Source organism: Bacillus sp. FSL R7-0672 (genome assembly GCF_038601465.1).
Classification (GTDB): Bacteria; Bacillota; Bacilli; order Bacillales; family Bacillaceae; genus Bacillus; species Bacillus pumilus.
Genome location: NZ_CP152010.1, coordinates 601,972 through 620,480 on the forward strand (window position 1 = coordinate 601,972; position 18,509 = coordinate 620,480).

General features: G+C 40.9%; 18 protein-coding genes. 13 read left to right on the top strand and 5 right to left on the bottom strand.

The features are described 5' to 3' along the window. The first annotated feature begins 53 nt into the window (after window positions 1–53). From MKY18_RS03000 to MKY18_RS03020, 5 genes are all read left to right on the top strand, one after another. Window positions 54–185 carry a hypothetical protein gene (locus MKY18_RS03000; protein WP_258395145.1) on the top strand — a complete coding sequence of 44 codons (132 nt, stop codon included), beginning with the start codon at window positions 54–56 and terminating at the stop codon, window positions 183–185. A 118-nt stretch (window positions 186–303) separates the two neighbouring features. After that, the gene (locus tag MKY18_RS03005) at window positions 304–756 is read left to right on the top strand and encodes a MarR family transcriptional regulator (RefSeq protein ID WP_342497714.1); all 453 of its coding nucleotides are present in this window, start codon (window positions 304–306) and stop codon (window positions 754–756) included. Window positions 757–778: 22 nt separating this feature from the next. After that, the gene (locus tag MKY18_RS03010; protein ID WP_268508303.1) at window positions 779–1,300 is read left to right on the top strand and encodes a GNAT family N-acetyltransferase; all 522 of its coding nucleotides are present in this window, start codon (window positions 779–781) and stop codon (window positions 1,298–1,300) included. A gap of 20 nt (window positions 1,301–1,320) precedes the next feature. Beyond that, complete coding sequence (locus MKY18_RS03015; RefSeq protein WP_342497715.1) at window positions 1,321–1,932, top strand: FMN-binding negative transcriptional regulator; 612 nt, start codon at window positions 1,321–1,323, stop codon at window positions 1,930–1,932. Window positions 1,933–2,101: 169 nt separating this feature from the next. Beyond that, the gene (locus MKY18_RS03020) at window positions 2,102–2,518 is read left to right on the top strand and encodes a hypothetical protein (protein WP_065099120.1); all 417 of its coding nucleotides are present in this window, start codon (window positions 2,102–2,104) and stop codon (window positions 2,516–2,518) included. A 64-nt stretch (window positions 2,519–2,582) separates the two neighbouring features. Here the strand turns inward: MKY18_RS03020 and MKY18_RS03025 are convergent, their stop codons facing one another. Beyond that, on the bottom strand, window positions 2,583–3,050 hold the full coding sequence (locus tag MKY18_RS03025; RefSeq protein ID WP_065099121.1) for a hypothetical protein: 468 nt from the start codon (window positions 3,048–3,050) through the stop codon (window positions 2,583–2,585). 319 nt (window positions 3,051–3,369) lie between these two features. Then, window positions 3,370–4,044 carry a hypothetical protein gene (locus tag MKY18_RS03030; RefSeq protein WP_065099122.1) on the bottom strand — a complete coding sequence of 225 codons (675 nt, stop codon included), beginning with the start codon at window positions 4,042–4,044 and terminating at the stop codon, window positions 3,370–3,372. A 212-nt stretch (window positions 4,045–4,256) separates the two neighbouring features. Here MKY18_RS03030 and MKY18_RS03035 point away from each other — a divergent pair, with 212 nt between their 5' ends. Next, window positions 4,257–4,625, top strand: a complete 369-nt coding sequence (locus MKY18_RS03035; RefSeq protein WP_044141453.1) for a septal ring lytic transglycosylase RlpA family protein — start codon at window positions 4,257–4,259, stop codon at window positions 4,623–4,625. Window positions 4,626–4,698: 73 nt separating this feature from the next. Beyond that, window positions 4,699–5,748 (top strand): hypothetical protein, encoded by a 1,050-nt coding sequence (locus MKY18_RS03040; protein ID WP_065099123.1) that lies wholly within the window; start codon window positions 4,699–4,701, stop codon window positions 5,746–5,748. A 216-nt stretch (window positions 5,749–5,964) separates the two neighbouring features. Here the strand turns inward: MKY18_RS03040 and MKY18_RS03045 are convergent, their stop codons facing one another. From MKY18_RS03045 to gabP, 3 genes are all read right to left on the bottom strand, one after another. Continuing rightward, the gene (locus tag MKY18_RS03045) at window positions 5,965–6,339 is read right to left on the bottom strand and encodes a carboxymuconolactone decarboxylase family protein (RefSeq protein ID WP_065099124.1); all 375 of its coding nucleotides are present in this window, start codon (window positions 6,337–6,339) and stop codon (window positions 5,965–5,967) included. A 288-nt stretch (window positions 6,340–6,627) separates the two neighbouring features. Beyond that, window positions 6,628–8,157, bottom strand: a complete 1,530-nt coding sequence (locus MKY18_RS03050) for a multicopper oxidase family protein (RefSeq protein WP_065099125.1) — start codon at window positions 8,155–8,157, stop codon at window positions 6,628–6,630. A gap of 97 nt (window positions 8,158–8,254) precedes the next feature. Beyond that, entirely contained in the window at window positions 8,255–9,643 is a 1,389-nt protein-coding gene (gene gabP / locus MKY18_RS03055; protein ID WP_065099126.1) for a GABA permease, read from the bottom strand. A 481-nt stretch (window positions 9,644–10,124) separates the two neighbouring features. Between gabP and MKY18_RS03060 the strand changes: the two genes are divergently transcribed. From MKY18_RS03060 to MKY18_RS03085, 6 genes are all read left to right on the top strand, one after another. Next, window positions 10,125–11,024, top strand: a complete 900-nt coding sequence (locus MKY18_RS03060; protein ID WP_044141457.1) for a cation diffusion facilitator family transporter — start codon at window positions 10,125–10,127, stop codon at window positions 11,022–11,024. Between the two features lie 103 nt (window positions 11,025–11,127). Further along, complete coding sequence (locus MKY18_RS03065; protein WP_106029983.1) at window positions 11,128–12,090, top strand: MoxR family ATPase; 963 nt, start codon at window positions 11,128–11,130, stop codon at window positions 12,088–12,090. Then, on the top strand, window positions 12,087–13,277 hold the full coding sequence (locus tag MKY18_RS03070) for a DUF58 domain-containing protein (RefSeq protein ID WP_342497716.1): 1,191 nt from the start codon (window positions 12,087–12,089) through the stop codon (window positions 13,275–13,277). The genes MKY18_RS03065 and MKY18_RS03070 overlap by 4 nt, the downstream gene beginning before the upstream one ends. Before the next feature lie 9 nt (window positions 13,278–13,286). Further along, a complete protein-coding gene (locus MKY18_RS03075; protein WP_342497717.1) occupies window positions 13,287–15,491 on the top strand; it encodes a transglutaminaseTgpA domain-containing protein in 2,205 nt (734 codons plus the stop codon). 185 nt (window positions 15,492–15,676) lie between these two features. Then, entirely contained in the window at window positions 15,677–17,218 is a 1,542-nt protein-coding gene (gene guaA, locus MKY18_RS03080) for a glutamine-hydrolyzing GMP synthase (RefSeq protein ID WP_012009093.1), read from the top strand. Between the two features lie 507 nt (window positions 17,219–17,725). Beyond that, the gene (locus tag MKY18_RS03085) at window positions 17,726–18,217 is read left to right on the top strand and encodes a hypothetical protein (protein ID WP_340960406.1); all 492 of its coding nucleotides are present in this window, start codon (window positions 17,726–17,728) and stop codon (window positions 18,215–18,217) included. Window positions 18,218–18,509 lie beyond the last annotated feature (292 nt).

Below are 18,509 nucleotides of genomic sequence, written 5' to 3' on the forward strand. Positions count from 1 at the left end.
TGAACTGAAACCTTCACCGCCTCTCATTCGTTAACATAAGAGATAATGATTTTATGAATCTTTACCTAAAATATGATTATAAAAAGAAAAGCGGTGATCGTATGGGCTTGACGACTTGGGTGGCGATTATTGTTGCACTGGCCGTCGTGTTTGGATTGTTTGGATCGAAGAAGCGTGATAAATAAAGAAAGAGTTGAAACCCACTTCCAAATAGGGAGTGGGTTTTTTGTTGCAAATACAATATTGATCAATTATACTAACTATAGTTGTTTGTTGCAAATGCAACAAAAGGAGTCGAGGTATATGAAAGAAATTTTGCGGGAGATTGGCGTGATTGCTCGGGCGCTTGATTCCATTAGTAATATTGAATTTAAAGAGTACGATTTAACGAAGGGGCAGTATTTGTATCTTGTGCGTATTTGTGAGGAGCCGGGCATCATTCAGGAAAAGCTAGCGGAAATGATCAAGGTGGATCGAACAACGGCTGCCCGTGCTATCAAAAAACTAGAGCTTCATGGTTTTATTGAGAAGAAAGATGACTCGGTGAATAAAAAAATCAAAAAGCTGTGTCCAACCGATAAAGGGAAAGCCATATATCCACTGATCAAACGAGAACATGATTACTCGAATCAAGTAGCGCTGGATGGATTTTCTGAAGAGGAAGTGGAACAGATAAATGAGTATCTCATCAGGGTGAGACAAAATATCGAAAAAGATTGGGATTATGTGAAAAAAGGAAATAAGAGACGCTACTAAATGATAAGGAGTGATGACTTCAATGACAACCGTTACTTTTATTCCGTGTAATGATCAGCATGTAAAAGAGCTGCAAAAAGTCGGCAGCGACACGTTTAAAGAAACCTTTCAGGATCCAAACGAAGCCGAAAATATCGATGCTTACGTAAAGACAGCCTTTCATCCGAACCAGCTGTTAAAAGAATTACATCATCCATTTTCACAGTTCTATTTTGTTCAAGTGAATGGCGAAGTTGCTGGTTATTTGAAGATCAATATGGAGGATGCGCAGTCAGAAGAGATGGGAAGTGAAGCGTTAGAGATTGAAAGAATTTATATCAAGCAGTCCTTTCAAAAACAAGGATTAGGCCGATATTTAATCAATCAAGCCTTTGAGATCGCGAAGAAATATCATAAACGTGATGTTTGGCTTGGGGTGTGGGAGCACAACAAAGCGGCCATCGCATTTTATCAAAAGCTTGGGTTTGTTCAAACAGGGGTGCACGCCTTCCTTTTGGGAGACGAAGAACAATTGGACCTCATTATGACCAAAACACTTAGCTGATCAAAAAGGGGGAAGGGAACATGCATATTCCATCATTTTTTCAAGTGAAAGATATGGAGGAAATAAAAGCATTTATTCAATCACATTCATTTGCAACAGTTGTGACCACAACGGATGGAAAGCCCATTGCGACACATATCCCAGTGAGTTTTCTTCAAATTGAAGATTCGTATGTGATCTCAGGGCATATGGCCATTGGGAATCCTCAGTGGAAAACGTTTGAAGAGAATGAGCAGGTGCTTGTGATTTTTCAAGGGCCGCATGCCTACATATCCTCTTCATGGTATGAAAAAGAAGCAGTACCGACATGGAATTACCAAGCTGTTCATGTTTATGGAAAGGCTAAACTGCTTGAAAAATCGGAACTGGTCAAAGAATTAACAACGATGCTGGAGACATACGAAAGCCATAGAGAACAACCAGTGTTATGGCATACGTTGTCTGATGAACTGTTAGAGAAACAAATGAAAGGCATTGTAGGCTTTAAAATCATCATTGATGAAGTTCAGGCTGCTTTTAAATTAAGCCAAAATCGCCATGAAAGGGATTATGCTCACATTATTGAAAAGTTGGAAGCAGAGGGAGAAGTGGAAATGGCTAAGGCGATGAAAGAGAAGGTAAAGGACGTATGAGAAAAGCACTCTTATGATCAAGAGTGTTTTTTTGTTTTGAGAGATATGAGATACCTTGGTTTATAATGTCACATTTTCTTTAAAATTACATAAAAAAATCCACTATTTCCATAAAAGATCAGATCAATTCCTTATAATAAAAGTATCTGAGAATGGGGAGTGAGTCGAAATGGACCAAAACTTGCTGCAAATGAATCGAGTGAGATCAGAGGGTGAATTAGCTGTTGTGAATATATCTTCTACAGAAATTGGGGCGCTGTCAAAGGAAGCGGCTGAGCGGATTTTACAAACGAAGGATACGGATATTATTCATCAACTGATGTATGTTCCGATTGAAAAGAAAGCAGATTTGAAGTGGCTGATTCAAAGTGTTGGACAGGCGTTAGAAGATGAGGATGACGATAACGTTGCACTTGAATTGGCTGATTTGCTCTATTTCTTTGTCATTCCATTTTATAAGGAGTATATTTTGAGGGAACACCATTTGTATGAGTGTATCGATGATTTGTTGGTACGATTAGCATCGTGGGCTCACTCAGATATTCACACACTGGTCGATGCGATGAGAGATGATTTGTCTGTATAAACTTGAAAAAAGCTTGTAGAGCGATCAATCCTCTACAAGCTTTTTTATCGTAAAAAATCATAAATTACTGGGCTCTTTCCCAAGTGATTTTTGTTTCATTTGTTTTTTTCGTTCCCTTTGCCAGCACTTTGCCGTTTTCTTGTTTCACGGTGATGTTTAGGTCGTAAAAAGAATACAGAGCACCAAGGCTGTCATTTTCCGGTTTGTGCAGGTTGTTTTCTTTTTCAGTTGAAGCTCCAATGGCCAGTGTCTTGGCAAAGTTTAAACCGATGACTTCAGCGTAATCACTATTGGTGTCAGAGGAAGCGATCACGTTTAATGAAATGACTTTTTTCTTTTGATCAACGGTAATCGCTGTGTCTTTTATGAGTTTAGACTGTTCCATGACTTCTTTCGTTTCTTTTTGAATGCGTTCATTGATCGTTGGAAGTGCCTTCGTTTCTGTTTTTTGTTCGTTTGTCGTATTTGAGCAAGCTGCTAGCATGAAGAGACTTGCAACTAGGCTCATGAAAACAAGTAGACTTTTTTTCACGTTCGTTCTCCTTTTTTCTTCGAAGTATGTATGTTTATGTTACCACGAATCCTTGTTTTGATTAAAAGAGAAGTGTTGATAAGCTGTGAACAATAAAAAGCACCCAAAAAGGGCGCTTCAGCGTGTAGACAAACCTTCGCATTCGTTGTCAGGTCTGCGCTCCGGTGCTCACGAATGTCAAATTCGCTCCGCTCCGATGCTCGTCCTTCCTAGACTTCAAAGGTTTTCTATCACGCTGAAAAGAAGACAAAGGGCTAAAATAAAGATCATTTTAGCCCTTTGTCAACAATCTGAAGCACCCAAAAAGGGCGCTTTTTTCTTATTGTGCTGAAAGGCTTGTACTTAATGGAACAGAAGAAATGACGGTGAATTTAGGAGCCGCAGCACCTGATTCTAAATTTTTACGTAAAAGCGATGATTTGATGGACCCATCCCATTTTTTATAGACGCTTCCTGATGTATCTGCACGAAGCTGTACATTCGAGAAGCTTGCTTGTGTGTAGCTGTTTGCTCCATTATCCTGAACACCGTGTACCATTTTGACAACATCAAAGTTTTTCAGACGGCTAGGGTTGAAAACAGGCTGTTTGTAACGCAATTTCCCATTGACATATAGTGACACCGTGCCATCACCATTGTTGATGAGCTTTAAGTTGACACGTGCGCCATCCTTAATGTTCGTATCGTATTCACTGTTCCAGTATTGACTGCCGCCTTGTGAGCCACTGCCAAGAAAGACCTTATAGCCAGAAGACGTTTTTGAAATACCGCTCTCTATAACGGCAGAACCAAGACCGAGATACCAGTCAGCATATCCATTTTTAATCGTCGCTGTTTTCGGAAGCACAATATCAGCAGAGATACCTGACCATTTGGCCTCATCCGTTTGTGTCACAATCGCACCGTGACGGGGACCAGCTGCTGAGGCAGGTAGACTTGAAAGCATCAAAACGAAGGCCAAACTCACACTCAAAACAATGAACCACTTTTTCATAAAAATTCCTCCTTATATTGGATTCACTTTTATTATATACAATGAAAGAGAGGGGCTACTTACATTGTTCTGGCTGATTTTGGTATTTTTTGTGAACAAAATCGGTCATAAAAAAGTGGTCAACTTGTATTCGAATTGTAATGTGACTGTAAAATAATTGGGGGCATCTTCATGTATAATAAGTGCAGAAACCAAATACGGAGGATTTTTTAATGAATAAAAAGCTTATCGCGACAATCGTAACAGTAGCTAGTTTATTTTTGGCGTTTAGTTTCTCACATGGAGCAAGTGCAAAAAAAGTAAGCGGCAATATTACTTGGTATAATGGTGTCGGTAAAAAAGGCGCAGATGGAAAAAAACTCGGTCATTGGGATGCAGCAACTAAAATGGGATTTGACGTACCAAAAAAAGGTACAAAACTAAGAGTGACAACAAAAGCGAAACCACATAAAGTGATTACAGTATATAAATATGATGTAGGTAGAATGCCAAACGCTGTATTAGACGTCAGCCCAAAAGCATTCAAAGCACTAGGGTTTAAAACAAGTAAAGGTGTCGTAAAAGGACATTACACTTATTAATACATAGGCATGCAAAGAAGCGGGAAAAGTTCATTTTCTGGCTTCTTTTCTTGTAGAGAGGGTCTGAAAGGCAATGAAAAAATCAACATGGTGGATCATCACGGCCATCGGAGTCGCAGTGATTGCGGCCATCATTTTCTTTATGATGAAGCCGGGGCAAGAGCCGAAGCATGCGGTAAAAGTGAAAACAAATCAGGATGCAAAAGACGAATTACTCGTTTCATTTACAGATCAACAGTTAAACAATACGTATTACTTGCATGACCGGGCGCTTCATACGGAGAAACTGACAGCCTATCCTTCGATTGCTTATGATTCTACGAAACAGCTTTTATATTACACGTATACGGATGAAGACACGCAAAAAGTGAGTATTCGAGAACTGAATGTAAAAACGGATGAAGAAAAAACGCTATTTACGAGTGAAGATTCCATCGACAGTATGAGGCTGTCTGGAGACGGGGAACAGTTATATCTTAGGTATAATAAGGATTCTGGGGAACAATTTTATGTCGCTATGTTTGATGTAAATACACACAAAGTGAAGGTATTGTATCCAGAGAAAAGTAAGGATGACACGGTAAGTTCTTTTGCATATGATCCGGCGTCAAACCTTCTGGCAATCCAGCATTATTCCTTAAAAGAAGATTACAAGAAAACCGATGAAGCGAATGAAAAGGGAAGAGACCCTGAACCAACGACCATGAAGATCACCGTTCAAACAGGCACGAAGGGGAAGCGAATTGCACGTATCTCGCAAACGATTAATGATATTTCATTTTCACCAGATCATAAGACATTGATTTATACAGAAGTGAAGGTGCGAAACGAAAAAGAAGTAGCCTCTATTAAAATGCTTGATGTAGAAACAGGAAAACAGGCGACACTCGTTAAGAACAGTAAGGATGTGCATATTTTAAGTGCCGCACAGCCGCAATTTTCTACGGATGGGTCTTCTGTTTATTTCTTAGGTGTTGCTAAAAACGCAAAGGAATTAAAGGATGACACCGGACGAAAAGCAAAGGTAAGAACGATATTTGAATACAATATCAAGAAGAAAACAGTGGAAGCCGTTTGGGAGAAGGATGGCGGGATTGTTAACAATTTCACTGTCAATCGATAAAGGGTACGTTCAGTTATTTTTATATAACTGGACGTTTTTTTATTTTGCCGTTTGACATGTTGCAGAAATTAAGGAATTTATGTAAGGGGAATCAGTTTTTAAGGTGGGAAACGTGCGGTATTTTCATATTTTGCTTAAGTGACAGAGGAAAAGAAAGAGAGTAATATGAGTGGACATAAAAAAACGAGAGGACAGATGCTTCTCGTTTTCTCTGATTTATTTGGTGTTATTGTCTAATAAGTTTTGAAAGATAAACAGGGCATTAATGGAGTGAGGGAATCCAGCAACTTTTGTACAGTGCTTAATAATCTCCATGATCTCTATGACAGAAAGTCCGATATGTAATGCTTGTTCAAAATGAGTCTTTAATTCTTCATCATTATCGCCTTTTGTGATGAGGGCAGATAATGTGCTAATGGCCTTTTGTTTTTCATCTAAAATGAAGTGGTTGAATTCTTTTTGTTCACCGAGTTCAATTGTTAGCTGTTCAATATTTGACAGAATGCTCTCGTTTTCCTGAATTGAAAGCTTCTCTATGTTACCTGCCGCTGTTTCTTGTGTGATCTGGCAAGTCTCTTTTTCTTCATTCAAATTGAACTCCTCCGTTTTTTATCGCAATTTTCCATTTGTTCGTTCATTGTGGCTTATGTGCCTTTTGATAGATGCAATGGGTATATAGTAGTATTATCGGTTTGCTGCTCCAAATTTTTAAGTGTTGAATGTACAAATAAATGTCATTTCAAGTCATGCATTGTTTTATTTTAGAATGATTCAATGAAAAGGAAGGAAAGGGCTAATATATCGCTGTCTGTTAGCCCTTCCCAATGATGTACTCAATACATGTGTTTACGCATGTGACGGGAGATCGGTTTCATGTTACTAAATAATATCCATCGGCCGCATCATGTCATAATCCTCGTGCTCTAATATATGACAATGCCACACATACCTGCCGCTGTATGGAACAAAGCGAGCGATGATCCGAATGACTTCACCGGCATGCGCTTGAATGGTGTCCTTGTAGCCTTGTTCATGTAAAGGAGGTGCTTCGTTTGGTCCTGTATACACAATGTCCCCTGTCGATTGATAGACCTCTGTATCAAATGGTCTTCTGTCTATCACTCTGAATTGAACAAGGTGTAAATGAATAGGATGTGTGACCCTTGTTGGATTGACGATGGACCAAACCTCTACACTGCCAAGCCGAGGATTTTCCGTGACAGGGTCATTCCAAAAATGGTTATCGAGCAATAAAATGGGGCGACCGTATTTATCCTGTGTACCGGTAAGAGTGAGCGTACGCTCTTTATCAGCTCGACTAGGTCGAAGTGGTGGGAGCGGTTTGAAGATAGGCCGTAATGTTTTAGGTGCTCTACCTTTTAGCGGCCGTGTGACTTTAAATTGCATGATGTTGGCATCTGTTTCAGGATTCACTTCCTGTCCGCAGCCAGCTTTATTTTTTAGGATGATCGTTTTGTTTTCGTAAGCTGAAAAATCGATGATGACATCAAATCGCTCAGCAGGAGCAATGCTAAAGGATTGATGGTGAACAGGTCTTGGCAAAAAGCCGCCATCAGATCCAATTTGCAAAATCGTCGCATCGTTGTCTAGATGCAGCTCGTAAGTTCTTGTATTGGACGCATTTAAAATACGAAAACGGTATTTTCGCGGCTCTACTTCTAAATACGGCCATACTTTTCCATTGACCAAAATGGTTTCTCCGCAAAAGAAGGGCACGATGGACGGATCTGGTATGTCACTGTCTTCTGGCGTGTTGTTTGGTCTGCTTGGATAAAACAGTGCGCCATCCTCCTGAAACGTACGGTCCATGATCATTAGCGGAATATCATACTCACCCTTCGGTAATTCTAGTGATTTTTCAAACGCATCTGAAATCAAATAAAATCCAGCTAATCCGGCGTACACATTTAATCGTGTCAATGCCATCGCATGATCGTGATACCACAATGTGCAGGCTTGCTGATGATTTGGGTATTCGTACACCTCTCGTTCAAAGAAGGGGCCGGTTGCTTCAAAGTCTCGTGAAAACCAAGCCTCTGGATAGCCGTCACTGCTTGCTGGTGTGACGCCGCCATGTAAATGAACGACGGTTTTGACTTCTGGTTCATCATGATGGCCTTCGTGAATGGTGTGATCGACCGGTAGAAAATGCTTAAGTGGCAATTTGTTCATCCATTTCACTTTGACTTTTTCATTTCGATTCGCATGAATGGTTGGACCAGGCAAACTGCCATTATAGGTCCATAGCTTGGTTGGGGGCAGGTCTCTATGAACTTTTAGAAATACCTCCTCCATAGCGATTTCATAATACGTTTGTTTTGGGTTCTTTTTGACGGGCTCCGCAATTTCTGGAATTGGCAGCTCGTCAACAAATTTTTCTAGGTTCATGTTATCTAATCCTCACTTAAAATCCAATTTGATACAGTATAAGTGCGGACATCAAAATAGGTGAATAAAATAAAAAACCCGCTTTTCAGCGGGAACTTTACGGATGTTTATTTTCAAGCGCTGCATTTGCAGGCACTTTTTTATTCGGTTTAAAGATGAAATAAGCGGCAAGCACACCGAAGGTAATGATACTCGTCAAAATGAGCTGCGGTCTCATTGATTCGATAAACAGCATCGATACCAAGATGGCGCAAATGATCAAAATGGTAAAGTACGTGAGATATGGGAACAGCCACATTTTGATTTTGAGCTGTTCTGGATTTTCTTTTTCGATTTTACGGCGCATTCTTAATTGTGAAACAGCAATGACCAAATAGACAAGAAGGGCAATGGCGCCGGATGCGTTGACTAAGAACAAAAAGATGGTTTCAGGATAAAAGTAGTTCATCATGACGGCAATGTAGGAAAAGAAGGTGCCTGCGACTGTAGCCGCTACAGGAACACCACGTTTGCTGATTTTCATAAAGCGTTTCGGTGCTTCACCTCTTTCAGCCAATGAATAAAGCATTCTGGACGTTGTGTACAATCCGGAGTTTAAGCAAGATAGAACGGCTGTTAAAACAATGACGTTCATCACTTGAGCAGCTGATGGAACGCCGATGTATTCTAATACCGCAACGAACGGGCTTGTTAAAATATTCGCTGAATTCCATGGAAGCAAGGTCACAACGACAGCGATGGAACCGACGTAGAATATGATAATACGCCATACAACAGAACGTGTAGCTGTTGTCACAGACTTGACCGGGTCTGCTGATTCTCCGGCAGCTATTGCCACAATCTCGGTTCCCATGAAGGAAAAGATGACGACGACAATTCCGAGTAAAACAGAGCTGAATCCATTTGGAAGGAAACCGCCGTTCCCCGTTAAATTGGCAAGACCTACAGTATGATGACCACCAAAACCAAAGATAAATGCAAAACCGATGAGTAGAAAGAGAATAATGCTGACGACTTTTATTAATGAGAACCAATATTCAAATTCGCCAAAAGATTTAACAGAAAAGATATTTGTTAATGTTAAGAGGATAGTGAGGATAAGACTTGTGAGCCAAACAGGTGCATCTCCATACCAATACTGAATAATGGCAGCACCAGCAATGGCTTCGATGGCGATGACAATCACCCAGAAGAACCAATAAAGCCAGCCAATTGTAAAACCGGCCCATGGACCGATGGCATCGCTCGCATACTGTGAGAAGGAACCGCTTGTCGGATAGGCGCATGCCATTTCTCCAAGCATTCTCATAATAAAGATCACGAGAAGTCCGGCAAAAGAATAGGAAAGAATGGATCCAGGTCCTGCAGAATGAATGACAGCGCCGCTACCAACAAATAGCCCTGCGCCAATAACCCCAGCAATGGAGATCATTGAAATATGTCTTGTTTTAAGATTTTTTTGAAGACCGTTTGTCATGTTGGACATGTCTTTACCTCCAAACATTTCTCTTCATAGAGAATTTGTTTTTAGAATATTTTAAATTTTATCATACTGAATTGTCATTCAGCATTGGACAGGTTATCAAACTGACATTTCAAACCTCTTAACATGATGTTAAAAAGTATAAAGGATTTGAGAGATTATGTTCCCTCTTTTTCCTCTGTTCATTCTTAAAAATAGCATAAGATCGGATGGGAGAAGTTGTGTCTCAAAATAAAATTATTCTGATAATTTACCAGAAAGAGTGATATTGCCAATACGATCATCACAGAGTGAATTGGAAAAAGGTTGGTGGGAGTAGGTCTTGAGGTCAATTGACCTTATAAAAATAAGTTTACTTAGGTCAACACATTTCTATGTATCCTATTTTGCTGACACAAGCGAATCATGTTGCTGTAGACCCACACGGGCTTTGCTTTGTAAGATAAATAATAGAAAAGTGATGTGTGAGGAGGCGCGGTTCGACATGGAGCGCTATAACGAATTAAGACAAGGTGAAACAGGTGCTTGGGTCAGCATCATTGCCTATGTGATCTTATCTGCGGTGAAACTTCTAATTGGGTATACGTTTCATTCAGAGGCTCTTTCGGCAGATGGATTGAATAATACGACGGATATTATTGCATCCCTTGCAGTGTTGATTGGGTTGCGTATTTCTCAAAAGCCGCCTGATGAAGATCATCCATACGGTCATTTTAGAGCAGAGAATATTGCGTCTCTTGTGGCGTCCTTTATTATGATGCTTGTTGGACTTCAGGTTCTGCTGAGTGCAGGCCAGTCGCTCTTCTCATCTGAGCATCAAACGCCTGATATGATCGCAGCTTGGACGGCAGCAGGAAGTGCTGTGGTGATGTATGGTGTGTATATTTACAACCGCAATCTGTCCAAACGGATCAATAGCCAAGCTCTTCATGCAGCAGCAGCTGATAATAAATCAGATGCGTATGTGAGTATCGGAACATTTGTAGGGATTATCGCCTCTCAATTTCAACTGGCATGGATTGATACGCTTGCAGCGTTTGTGATTGGCCTCATTATTTGTAAAACGGCGTGGGAGATTTTCAGAGATGCTTCTCATTCGTTAACGGACGGTTTTCATATAAAAGATATGTCCAAATATAAAGAGACCATTGAAGCAACACCTGGGGTGGGCGATTTGAAAGATATTAAGGCACGGTATCTCGGAAGTACGGTCCATGTGGATGTAGTAGTGGAGGTCGAGCCGCACTTGAACATTGCAGAAAGCCATGATATTGCAGATGAGATCGAACGTAGAATGAAGAAGGAACATGATATTTTACACTCTCATGTTCATATGGAGCCAGCAGGTGAGCCAAAAGAAGAGAAGAAGTCTTTTCCATCGTGAGAAGGCTTCTTTTTTTCTACGTGTTGATGTTTTATGCTATTGCACGTTGTATGGTAAAGTTAGACTATATGAAATTTAACGGAAACGTGATAGGAGGATCAGGATGGCATTTGATGAACCGATGCATTCAGATTTACAAAAAATCGTAGATAACATCAATAAAGTCATGGTTGGGAAAAAAGACATTGCGATATTAAGCCTTGTTGCGATTTTGGCGAAGGGGCATGTGCTGCTAGAGGATGTGCCTGGTGTTGGGAAGACGATGATGGTTCGTGCTTTGGCAAAATCCATTGGCTGTGAGTTTAAGCGAATCCAATTTACTCCTGACCTTTTGCCTTCAGATGTAACAGGCGTGTCGATTTATAATAAAAAGACAAATGAATTTGAATTTAGACAAGGACCGATTATGGGGCAGATTATTTTGGCTGATGAGATCAACCGGACCTCTCCCAAAACACAGTCGGCATTGCTTGAAGCGATGGAGGAAGGCAGTGTTACAGTGGACGGAGAAACAATGCTGCTTGCTGATCCTTTTTTCGTCATGGCTACGCAGAATCCAGTTGAATATGAAGGGACCTATCCACTGCCAGAAGCACAAATGGACCGGTTTTTATTCAAGCTGCAAATGGGGTATCCGACCATGCTGGAGGAGCTGGAGGTACTCAACTTGCAGGAAAAGCAGTCCCCGATTGATACGCTCCAAGCAGTCATGACAAAGGATCATATCCATGCGTTGCAGCAAGCGGTTCAGACCATTCATGTGGATGTATCCATTAAAGAATATATTGTTGAAATTGCACAAGCGACGCGGCAGCATCCATCTGTTTATTTAGGTGTGAGTCCAAGGGGATCGATCGCCCTCATGAAAGCGGCTCAGGCGTATGCACTATTGAACAGGCGAGATTATGTGATTCCTGATGATGTACAGTATTTAGCGCCATATACATTACCACATCGTATGATTTTGACTTCAGAAGCGACGTATGAAGGGAAGAAGGCGGAGACACTGCTGCGACAAATGCTTGAGCAAATTGGCGTGCCAGTTCAAAAGTCGATGACTCAATGAAATTAGGTCATCGTTTCGCTTTTTCATTATGGTTACGGGTGATGATGCTCATCATCCTCACTGCGGCAGTCTTTTGTTATGCCATGTTTCAGGGAGGGTTTGTGAGCTGGTTCCTTTTTTATGCATTTTTACCATATGCTTTGTATGCTTTGCTGTTTGCGCTCGTTCCGCTGAGAGTGACAGCGAAAAGGACTTTACAACAAACCCGCTTGAAGGCGAGAGACGTGCTGCCTGTTGACCTTGAAATTAAGCGGACAAATCTATTTCCATACGTTTACGTCTTGATTGAGGATGATCCACCAGACACCTTTCATTTAAAGGAACAAATTGAGATGAAGCAAATGCTGTTTCCTTGGTTTCGGAAAACGTGGCGTTTTTCCTATCAATTGAATGATGTCATGCGCGGGGAACATCATTTGTCAGCAGTTCGAATCAAAACGGGTGATATGTTTGGTTTTGTGGAGAAAGAAGTCATCATTCCGTTAGAAAAAAAGCTGCTTGTTTATCCGAAAATGCTCGATCTTCAGGTGGAGTCTGCTGAGTCATTGAATGAAAATGGAGGCAAAGCGGTTCACTCGTGGTTAAATGAACCGACCCATGTGACAACAGGCGTAAGGGAATATCAGCAAGGCGACCGTTTTGCTTGGGTGGACTGGAAGACGACGGCTAGAAGGGGTCAGCTGATGACGAAGGAATTTGAACAGAATCAAACAAAGGATCTTGTCGTGTTTGCTGATTTTACCGACGAAGCGGTTTTTGAGACCGTCGTGTCTATTGCAGCGTCTGTTCTACAATCGGCAGTGAAAAAAGGGTTGCCTTCAGGTCTTGTACCTCTAGGAGATCAGCATACCTTTCGAGTGGATCAAGGAGAACTTCATTTACAGGACATGCTTTATTATTTAACAAGAGTGCAGCATCAACCTTCTCGCGTACAAGAGTATAAGGCGTTAGCAGCAAGTGAGTATCAGCATTCTGGAAAATATGTCGTCACGGGTCAGCTGCAGGAAGAGCTTGCTGCGAGTCTCTTTGGAAATCGAAACAGAAAGAACATCACTGTTCTTTTAGTGAAGAGAGCCGTGTATCGATTGACGACAAAAGAAAAACAGCTTGTAGACCGGCTCAAGGCATCTGGAATACGCACGACCGTTTTATTTGAAGACCGGCTGCACGACAGAACTGTGAGGTGACAAACATTTATGCTGCATACGCATCAGCGGCAAAGCCGTTTTGAGTTGTTCATCTATTATGCTGTAGCATTTCTGCTGCTTTGGGAGTGGCTTCGACCGCTTCAAGATTTTACAGAGACGAGTCATACGTCTTATTTCATCATTTTTATAGGGCTTACCTGTTTGTTTACATTCTTTCGTTTGAAATGGTATGTGACGTTTCCTATTTGTACTGGCTTGATTTTGCTCGCTTTATATTTGATCTTTTATCAAGCAGAGCCAAGCTATCCGGCTGCATTATTAGGTGATATTAAAGATAATATCACCTTGATGAGCACAGGCATGTGGAGTGACATGTACCCCTCCTTCCGCACATTATTGTTTTATATTTTGTTATGGCTGCTTGTCTACTTGCTTCATTATTGGGTGGTCTATCAGCAGCGTATCTTTTTCTTTTTACTCATGACGATTGTGTATGTCACCATTCTGGATACGTTTACGCCATATGATGCGACCTTTGCGATCGTTCGTATTATGGTGTTTGGTTTTTGTTTGCTTGGGTTGCTGTATTTCGATCGACTGCGTTCGGCTGAAGGCATTCGGGTGACGCAGAAGGCGCGCCTAAAGTGGTTTTTGCCCATGCTGGCGCTCGTTCTTCTGTCAGCGACACTTGGCGCTTCTTTACCAAAGTCTGATCCGAAATGGCCTGATCCTGTCCCATTTTTTAAGGCGGTGACGAATCAAGATGGCTCTGCCGGACAGAATAAGGTGGGATATAGTACAGATGATTCGTCGCTTGGCGGACCGTTTAGTGAGGACCGCACACCGGTCTTTAAATGGAGCGGAAAGGAGCCGTCTTACTTTCGTGTTGAAACAAAAAGTATCTATACCGGAAAGGGCTGGGAGGATGCCTCAAATGATACGAAGCCTACGCGGCTAAAAGAGAACAGTGTGCGGAATCGTTGGTTTACCGAGCGTGTAAAAACAGAGGTGCACGAAACGAGAGTCGATATGGAATCAAACTATCGATTTAATCATGCCGTCTATCCGATTGGGACGATCATGCTGATGCCAATGGAAAACATTCCGCTGCAAATGATGGGGAAAACGGAGAAAATTGTCCCATCCATTCAAAATTCGCCGAAAAATTTAGGGAACTACCAAGTCAGCTTCTTATCGCCTACATTTATTCTTGAGGATTTGCAGAGCATTAAAGTACCGACAAAGCAAAAGGTCAATCAGGAGGTTGGCCGTGAATACTTGCAGCTTCCTTCCTCATTGCCAGAGCGAGTGAAAACATTGGCAAACAGCTTAACGGAAACGAAGGATAATATGTACGATAAGGCTAAAGCGATTGAGGACTACTTAGGGTCAGCGAAGTTTTCATATGAAACGCAAAATGTCGCTGTGCCTAGTCGTAATGAAGATTATGTGGATCAATTTTTGTTTGATACGATGATCGGCTACTGTGATAATTTTTCATCCTCTATGATTGTGATGCTCCGTTCGATCGGGATTCCGGCGAGATGGGTGAAAGGGTACACGTCAGGTCAATTATATGAAACACAGATGGATGGAAACAATGTGTATGAAGTGACCAATAACAATGCGCATTCATGGGTAGAGGTGTATTTTCCAAACAGAGGCTGGGTGACCTTCGAACCGACAAAAGGATTTACGAACCCAGAGACATTTACGAATGAAGCTGTTTCTAGCGATCAGACAGATGATGATCAAAAGGAAGAAGATCAGTCTAGCTCCGATGCAAGCGAAGATCAGCAGGCAGAACAGCCACAGCAGCAGGAGACAGCGCAGCCGGCTGAACCAAAGAAACAAACAGCGCAAGCGAAGCCTAATATGGTACATGTTGGTTCAATCTTGGGTTTCGCGATAGGAGCTATGGTCCTTCTAGGATTGATAAGCTTGCTTCTTTATCGATTCAGAGAAAGATGGCTACCATTCTTTATTGTGAGAAAGGTGAAACGTCTGCCAGAGGAGGAAGCATTCTTCTATGCGTATGCTGCTCTATTAAAGCAGCTGAAGCGCAGGGGAATTGAGAAAAAACCTGGCATGACGCTAAGAGAATTTGCTTCTTTGATCGATGACAACGAAGGAGATCATCGCATGTCAGATCTGACGCAGCTCTATGAGCGGGCATTCTATCGACGAGAGGATGCGTCGGTGCTTTGGCGGCAATCGGCAAAGTTATGGGAAAATTTAATAAACAGGAGATAGTCTTGACCGCGTACCTTCCTGTTGTTAGAATAGGTGAATATTAAAACCTTCTAAAATACATGAAATTGAAGCGTTCGGATGTGAGTCTGGGCGCTTCAAAAGCGTGATTCACACTGAGAGCAGGTTTTCTCCTCTCATTTTTTCTGTGCGTTTATAAAAACTATATTGGACATAGAGGTGACACCATGACAAATTTAGTAAATGAAATGATTTTGGTTCTAGATTTCGGCAGTCAGTACAATCAGCTGATCACACGCCGTATTCGTGAATTTGGTGTGTACAGTGAGCTTCATCCGCACACTTTAACTGCTGAAGAAATTAAAGAAATGGCGCCTAAAGGAATCATCCTTTCTGGCGGACCAAACAGTGTTTATGATGAAGGATCTTTCCGCTGTGATGAAAAGATTTTTGATCTAGATATTCCGGTTCTAGGCATTTGCTATGGCATGCAGCTTATGACTCATTATTTAGGCGGGAAAGTAGAAGCGGCAAGCCAGCGTGAATACGGAAAAGCAGATATCCACATTAATGGAACGCCTGCTTTATTTAAAGACCTTCCGACTGATCAAGTCGTATGGATGAGCCATGGTGACCTTGTTGTTGAAGTACCAGAAGGCTTTACAGTTGATGCAACAAGTGCACATTGTCCAAACTCAGCGATGAGCTTAGCTGAGAAGAATTTCTATGGTGTTCAGTTCCACCCAGAGGTTCGTCACTCTGAGTACGGAAATGACCTATTGAAAAACTTTGTCTTCGGCGTGTGTGACTGCGATGGCAAATGGTCAATGGAGAACTTCATTGAAATCGAAATGCAGAAAATCCGTGAAACAGTAGGCGACAAACAAGTATTGTGCGCACTAAGCGGCGGTGTAGATTCATCTGTTGTGGCGGTATTGATCCACAAAGCCATCGGCGATCAGCTGACATGTATTTTCGTTGACCACGGTCTTCTTCGCAAAGGCGAAGCAGAAGGGGTTATGAAGACATTTAGCGAAGGTTTCAACATGAACGTGATTAAAGTAGATGCGAAAGATCGTTTCTTAAACAAGCTAAAAGGTGTGTCTGATCCTGAGCAAAAACGTAAAATCATCGGTAACGAATTCATCTATGTATTCGATGATGAATCGGACAAGCTAAAAGGAATCGACTACTTAGCACAAGGAACACTTTACACAGATATCATTGAGAGCGGAACAGCAACGGCACAAACAATCAAATCTCACCACAACGTAGGCGGTCTTCCAGAAGACATGCAGTTCGAATTGATTGAGCCTTTGAATACGCTATTCAAAGATGAAGTCCGTGCCCTAGGTTCAGAGCTAGGCATTCCTGACGACATCGTCTGGAGACAGCCTTTCCCAGGTCCAGGACTAGGTATCCGTGTACTAGGTGAAATTTCTGAAGAAAAACTAGAAATCGTCCGTGAATCGGATGCGATTCTACGCGAAGAAATTGCCAACTTCGGCCTTGAGCGCGACATCTGGCAATACTTCACGGTTCTCCCAGACATCCGCAGCGTAGGTGTTATGGGTGACGCAAGAACATACGACTACACAATCGGCATCCGTGCTGTTACTTCGATTGATGGGATGACGAGTGACTGGGCAAGAATCCCTTGGGATGTACTTGAAAAGATCTCAACTCGTATCGTGAATGAAGTGAAGCATGTGAACCGCGTGGTGTATGATATTACGAGTAAGCCGCCTGCTACGATTGAGTGGGAATAGACTTCCAAAAAACGAATGATAAAAAATGCTTTAAAACCAGTTGTATCAATGGGTTGAACAGCTTGTATTTAGTTAGGATAGCCGTTCACCCGCAAAATTTCAAAATGAGACTCTCTTTTATTACATTGTTTGTGAAAAAAAGAGGGTCTTTTTCTATGACAAAAATTGTAGAACTACTTGAAGATTTTAAACTGAATCAGTGAAAAAAATTCTGATTCATGGGAAAGGTTCTAAGCAACAGTTAGGATTGGAATTGATGTGTACAGCTTAAGCAGATTGTTAGGGCACATGATACTCAAATGCAACTAAAACTTTAAGAAGATAGCATATTGGAGATTGGGCGATTGTACAGTCTCCTGAATTGAACGAATATTCAAACATAATTATTTGCATAAAGTAAGTCGTAGGAAGTTATAAAGGCAAGACAAACTTATTGAGAGGTGATAATCTATTGTAATAATCGTTGACCTATATGTATAATTGTTGAATATGACGAGAAGGAGAATTATGGATAAAAATATAATAAAAAAATTTATAGAGGATACAAAATATATTTCGTTTTCTTTTGAGTATGAAGAAGATAGTGGGAAAATTCGAGTCCTAGATAACCATGGTTACGAAATTAGTTCAGAATCTGCAACAGTGATAATCGAAGGCATGACCAAGGCATATATAAATTTAAGTGATGTTGAAATTAATAACATTAGAAAATATAATGCTGAAAATGACCTGTGGAATTATTCTCAGTCATATGGACCTAGAGTATTAGAGACACTTTTTAGAAAGAATTTAAAAAAGGATTGGGGGTTTACTTGTATTAAGTGTGGAAAAAAAATGTCGAGTAAAAGTGATAAAAGTTGGTGGAGAATTTATGGTCCAGATTATGAATCTAACCATAAATATTGCTCAGAACAATGTATTCTACCAGTCCTATCTAAAATAAAAGAAAAAATCAAAATAGAAACATATGAAAGATTTGGTGTCAGATATAAATTATAAATAAATAGCATTTTTAAATCAAATCAGTTATTCGAATGGAAATAGTTGATACTTGAAGGGAGCAGTCGCATGACAGTCATAAATACTAAAGATAAAAACCTCATCTTCTGAGTAATTTCAAGGGTAGGTAACTTATTTGATAAAATGCAAAGTGATTTTATAACCAATGGTGATATTCCTTAAATCCCCTATGGAAAGTTCTCGTTTGTGTTAGAAGGTACTTGGGCTGTTTAGTTGATTAACTCTTTCTAAAATTTTGGTTAGCTTTGATGGGCTAAATCTATTTCTTGAT

What these genes read in the sequence shown, in the direction of transcription:
- MKY18_RS03000 (WP_258395145.1), top strand. Translation starts at nt 54, where the DNA reads ATGAATCTTTACCTAAAATATGATTATAAAAAGAAAAGCGGTGATCGT.
- MKY18_RS03005 (WP_342497714.1), top strand. Translation starts at nt 304, where the DNA reads ATGAAAGAAATTTTGCGGGAGATTGGCGTGATTGCTCGGGCGCTTGAT.
- MKY18_RS03010 (WP_268508303.1), top strand. Translation starts at nt 779, where the DNA reads ATGACAACCGTTACTTTTATTCCGTGTAATGATCAGCATGTAAAAGAG.
- MKY18_RS03015 (WP_342497715.1), top strand. Translation starts at nt 1,321, where the DNA reads ATGCATATTCCATCATTTTTTCAAGTGAAAGATATGGAGGAAATAAAA.
- MKY18_RS03020 (WP_065099120.1), top strand. Translation starts at nt 2,102, where the DNA reads ATGGACCAAAACTTGCTGCAAATGAATCGAGTGAGATCAGAGGGTGAA.
- MKY18_RS03030 (WP_065099122.1), bottom strand. Translation starts at nt 4,044, where the DNA reads ATGAAAAAGTGGTTCATTGTTTTGAGTGTGAGTTTGGCCTTCGTTTTG.
- MKY18_RS03035 (WP_044141453.1), top strand. Translation starts at nt 4,257, where the DNA reads ATGAATAAAAAGCTTATCGCGACAATCGTAACAGTAGCTAGTTTATTT.
- MKY18_RS03040 (WP_065099123.1), top strand. Translation starts at nt 4,699, where the DNA reads ATGAAAAAATCAACATGGTGGATCATCACGGCCATCGGAGTCGCAGTG.
- MKY18_RS03050 (WP_065099125.1), bottom strand. Translation starts at nt 8,157, where the DNA reads ATGAACCTAGAAAAATTTGTTGACGAGCTGCCAATTCCAGAAATTGCG.
- gabP (WP_065099126.1), bottom strand. Translation starts at nt 9,643, where the DNA reads ATGTCCAACATGACAAACGGTCTTCAAAAAAATCTTAAAACAAGACAT.
- MKY18_RS03060 (WP_044141457.1), top strand. Translation starts at nt 10,125, where the DNA reads ATGGAGCGCTATAACGAATTAAGACAAGGTGAAACAGGTGCTTGGGTC.
- MKY18_RS03065 (WP_106029983.1), top strand. Translation starts at nt 11,128, where the DNA reads ATGGCATTTGATGAACCGATGCATTCAGATTTACAAAAAATCGTAGAT.
- MKY18_RS03070 (WP_342497716.1), top strand. Translation starts at nt 12,087, where the DNA reads ATGAAATTAGGTCATCGTTTCGCTTTTTCATTATGGTTACGGGTGATG.
- MKY18_RS03075 (WP_342497717.1), top strand. Translation starts at nt 13,287, where the DNA reads ATGCTGCATACGCATCAGCGGCAAAGCCGTTTTGAGTTGTTCATCTAT.
- guaA (WP_012009093.1), top strand. Translation starts at nt 15,677, where the DNA reads ATGACAAATTTAGTAAATGAAATGATTTTGGTTCTAGATTTCGGCAGT.
- MKY18_RS03085 (WP_340960406.1), top strand. Translation starts at nt 17,726, where the DNA reads ATGGATAAAAATATAATAAAAAAATTTATAGAGGATACAAAATATATT.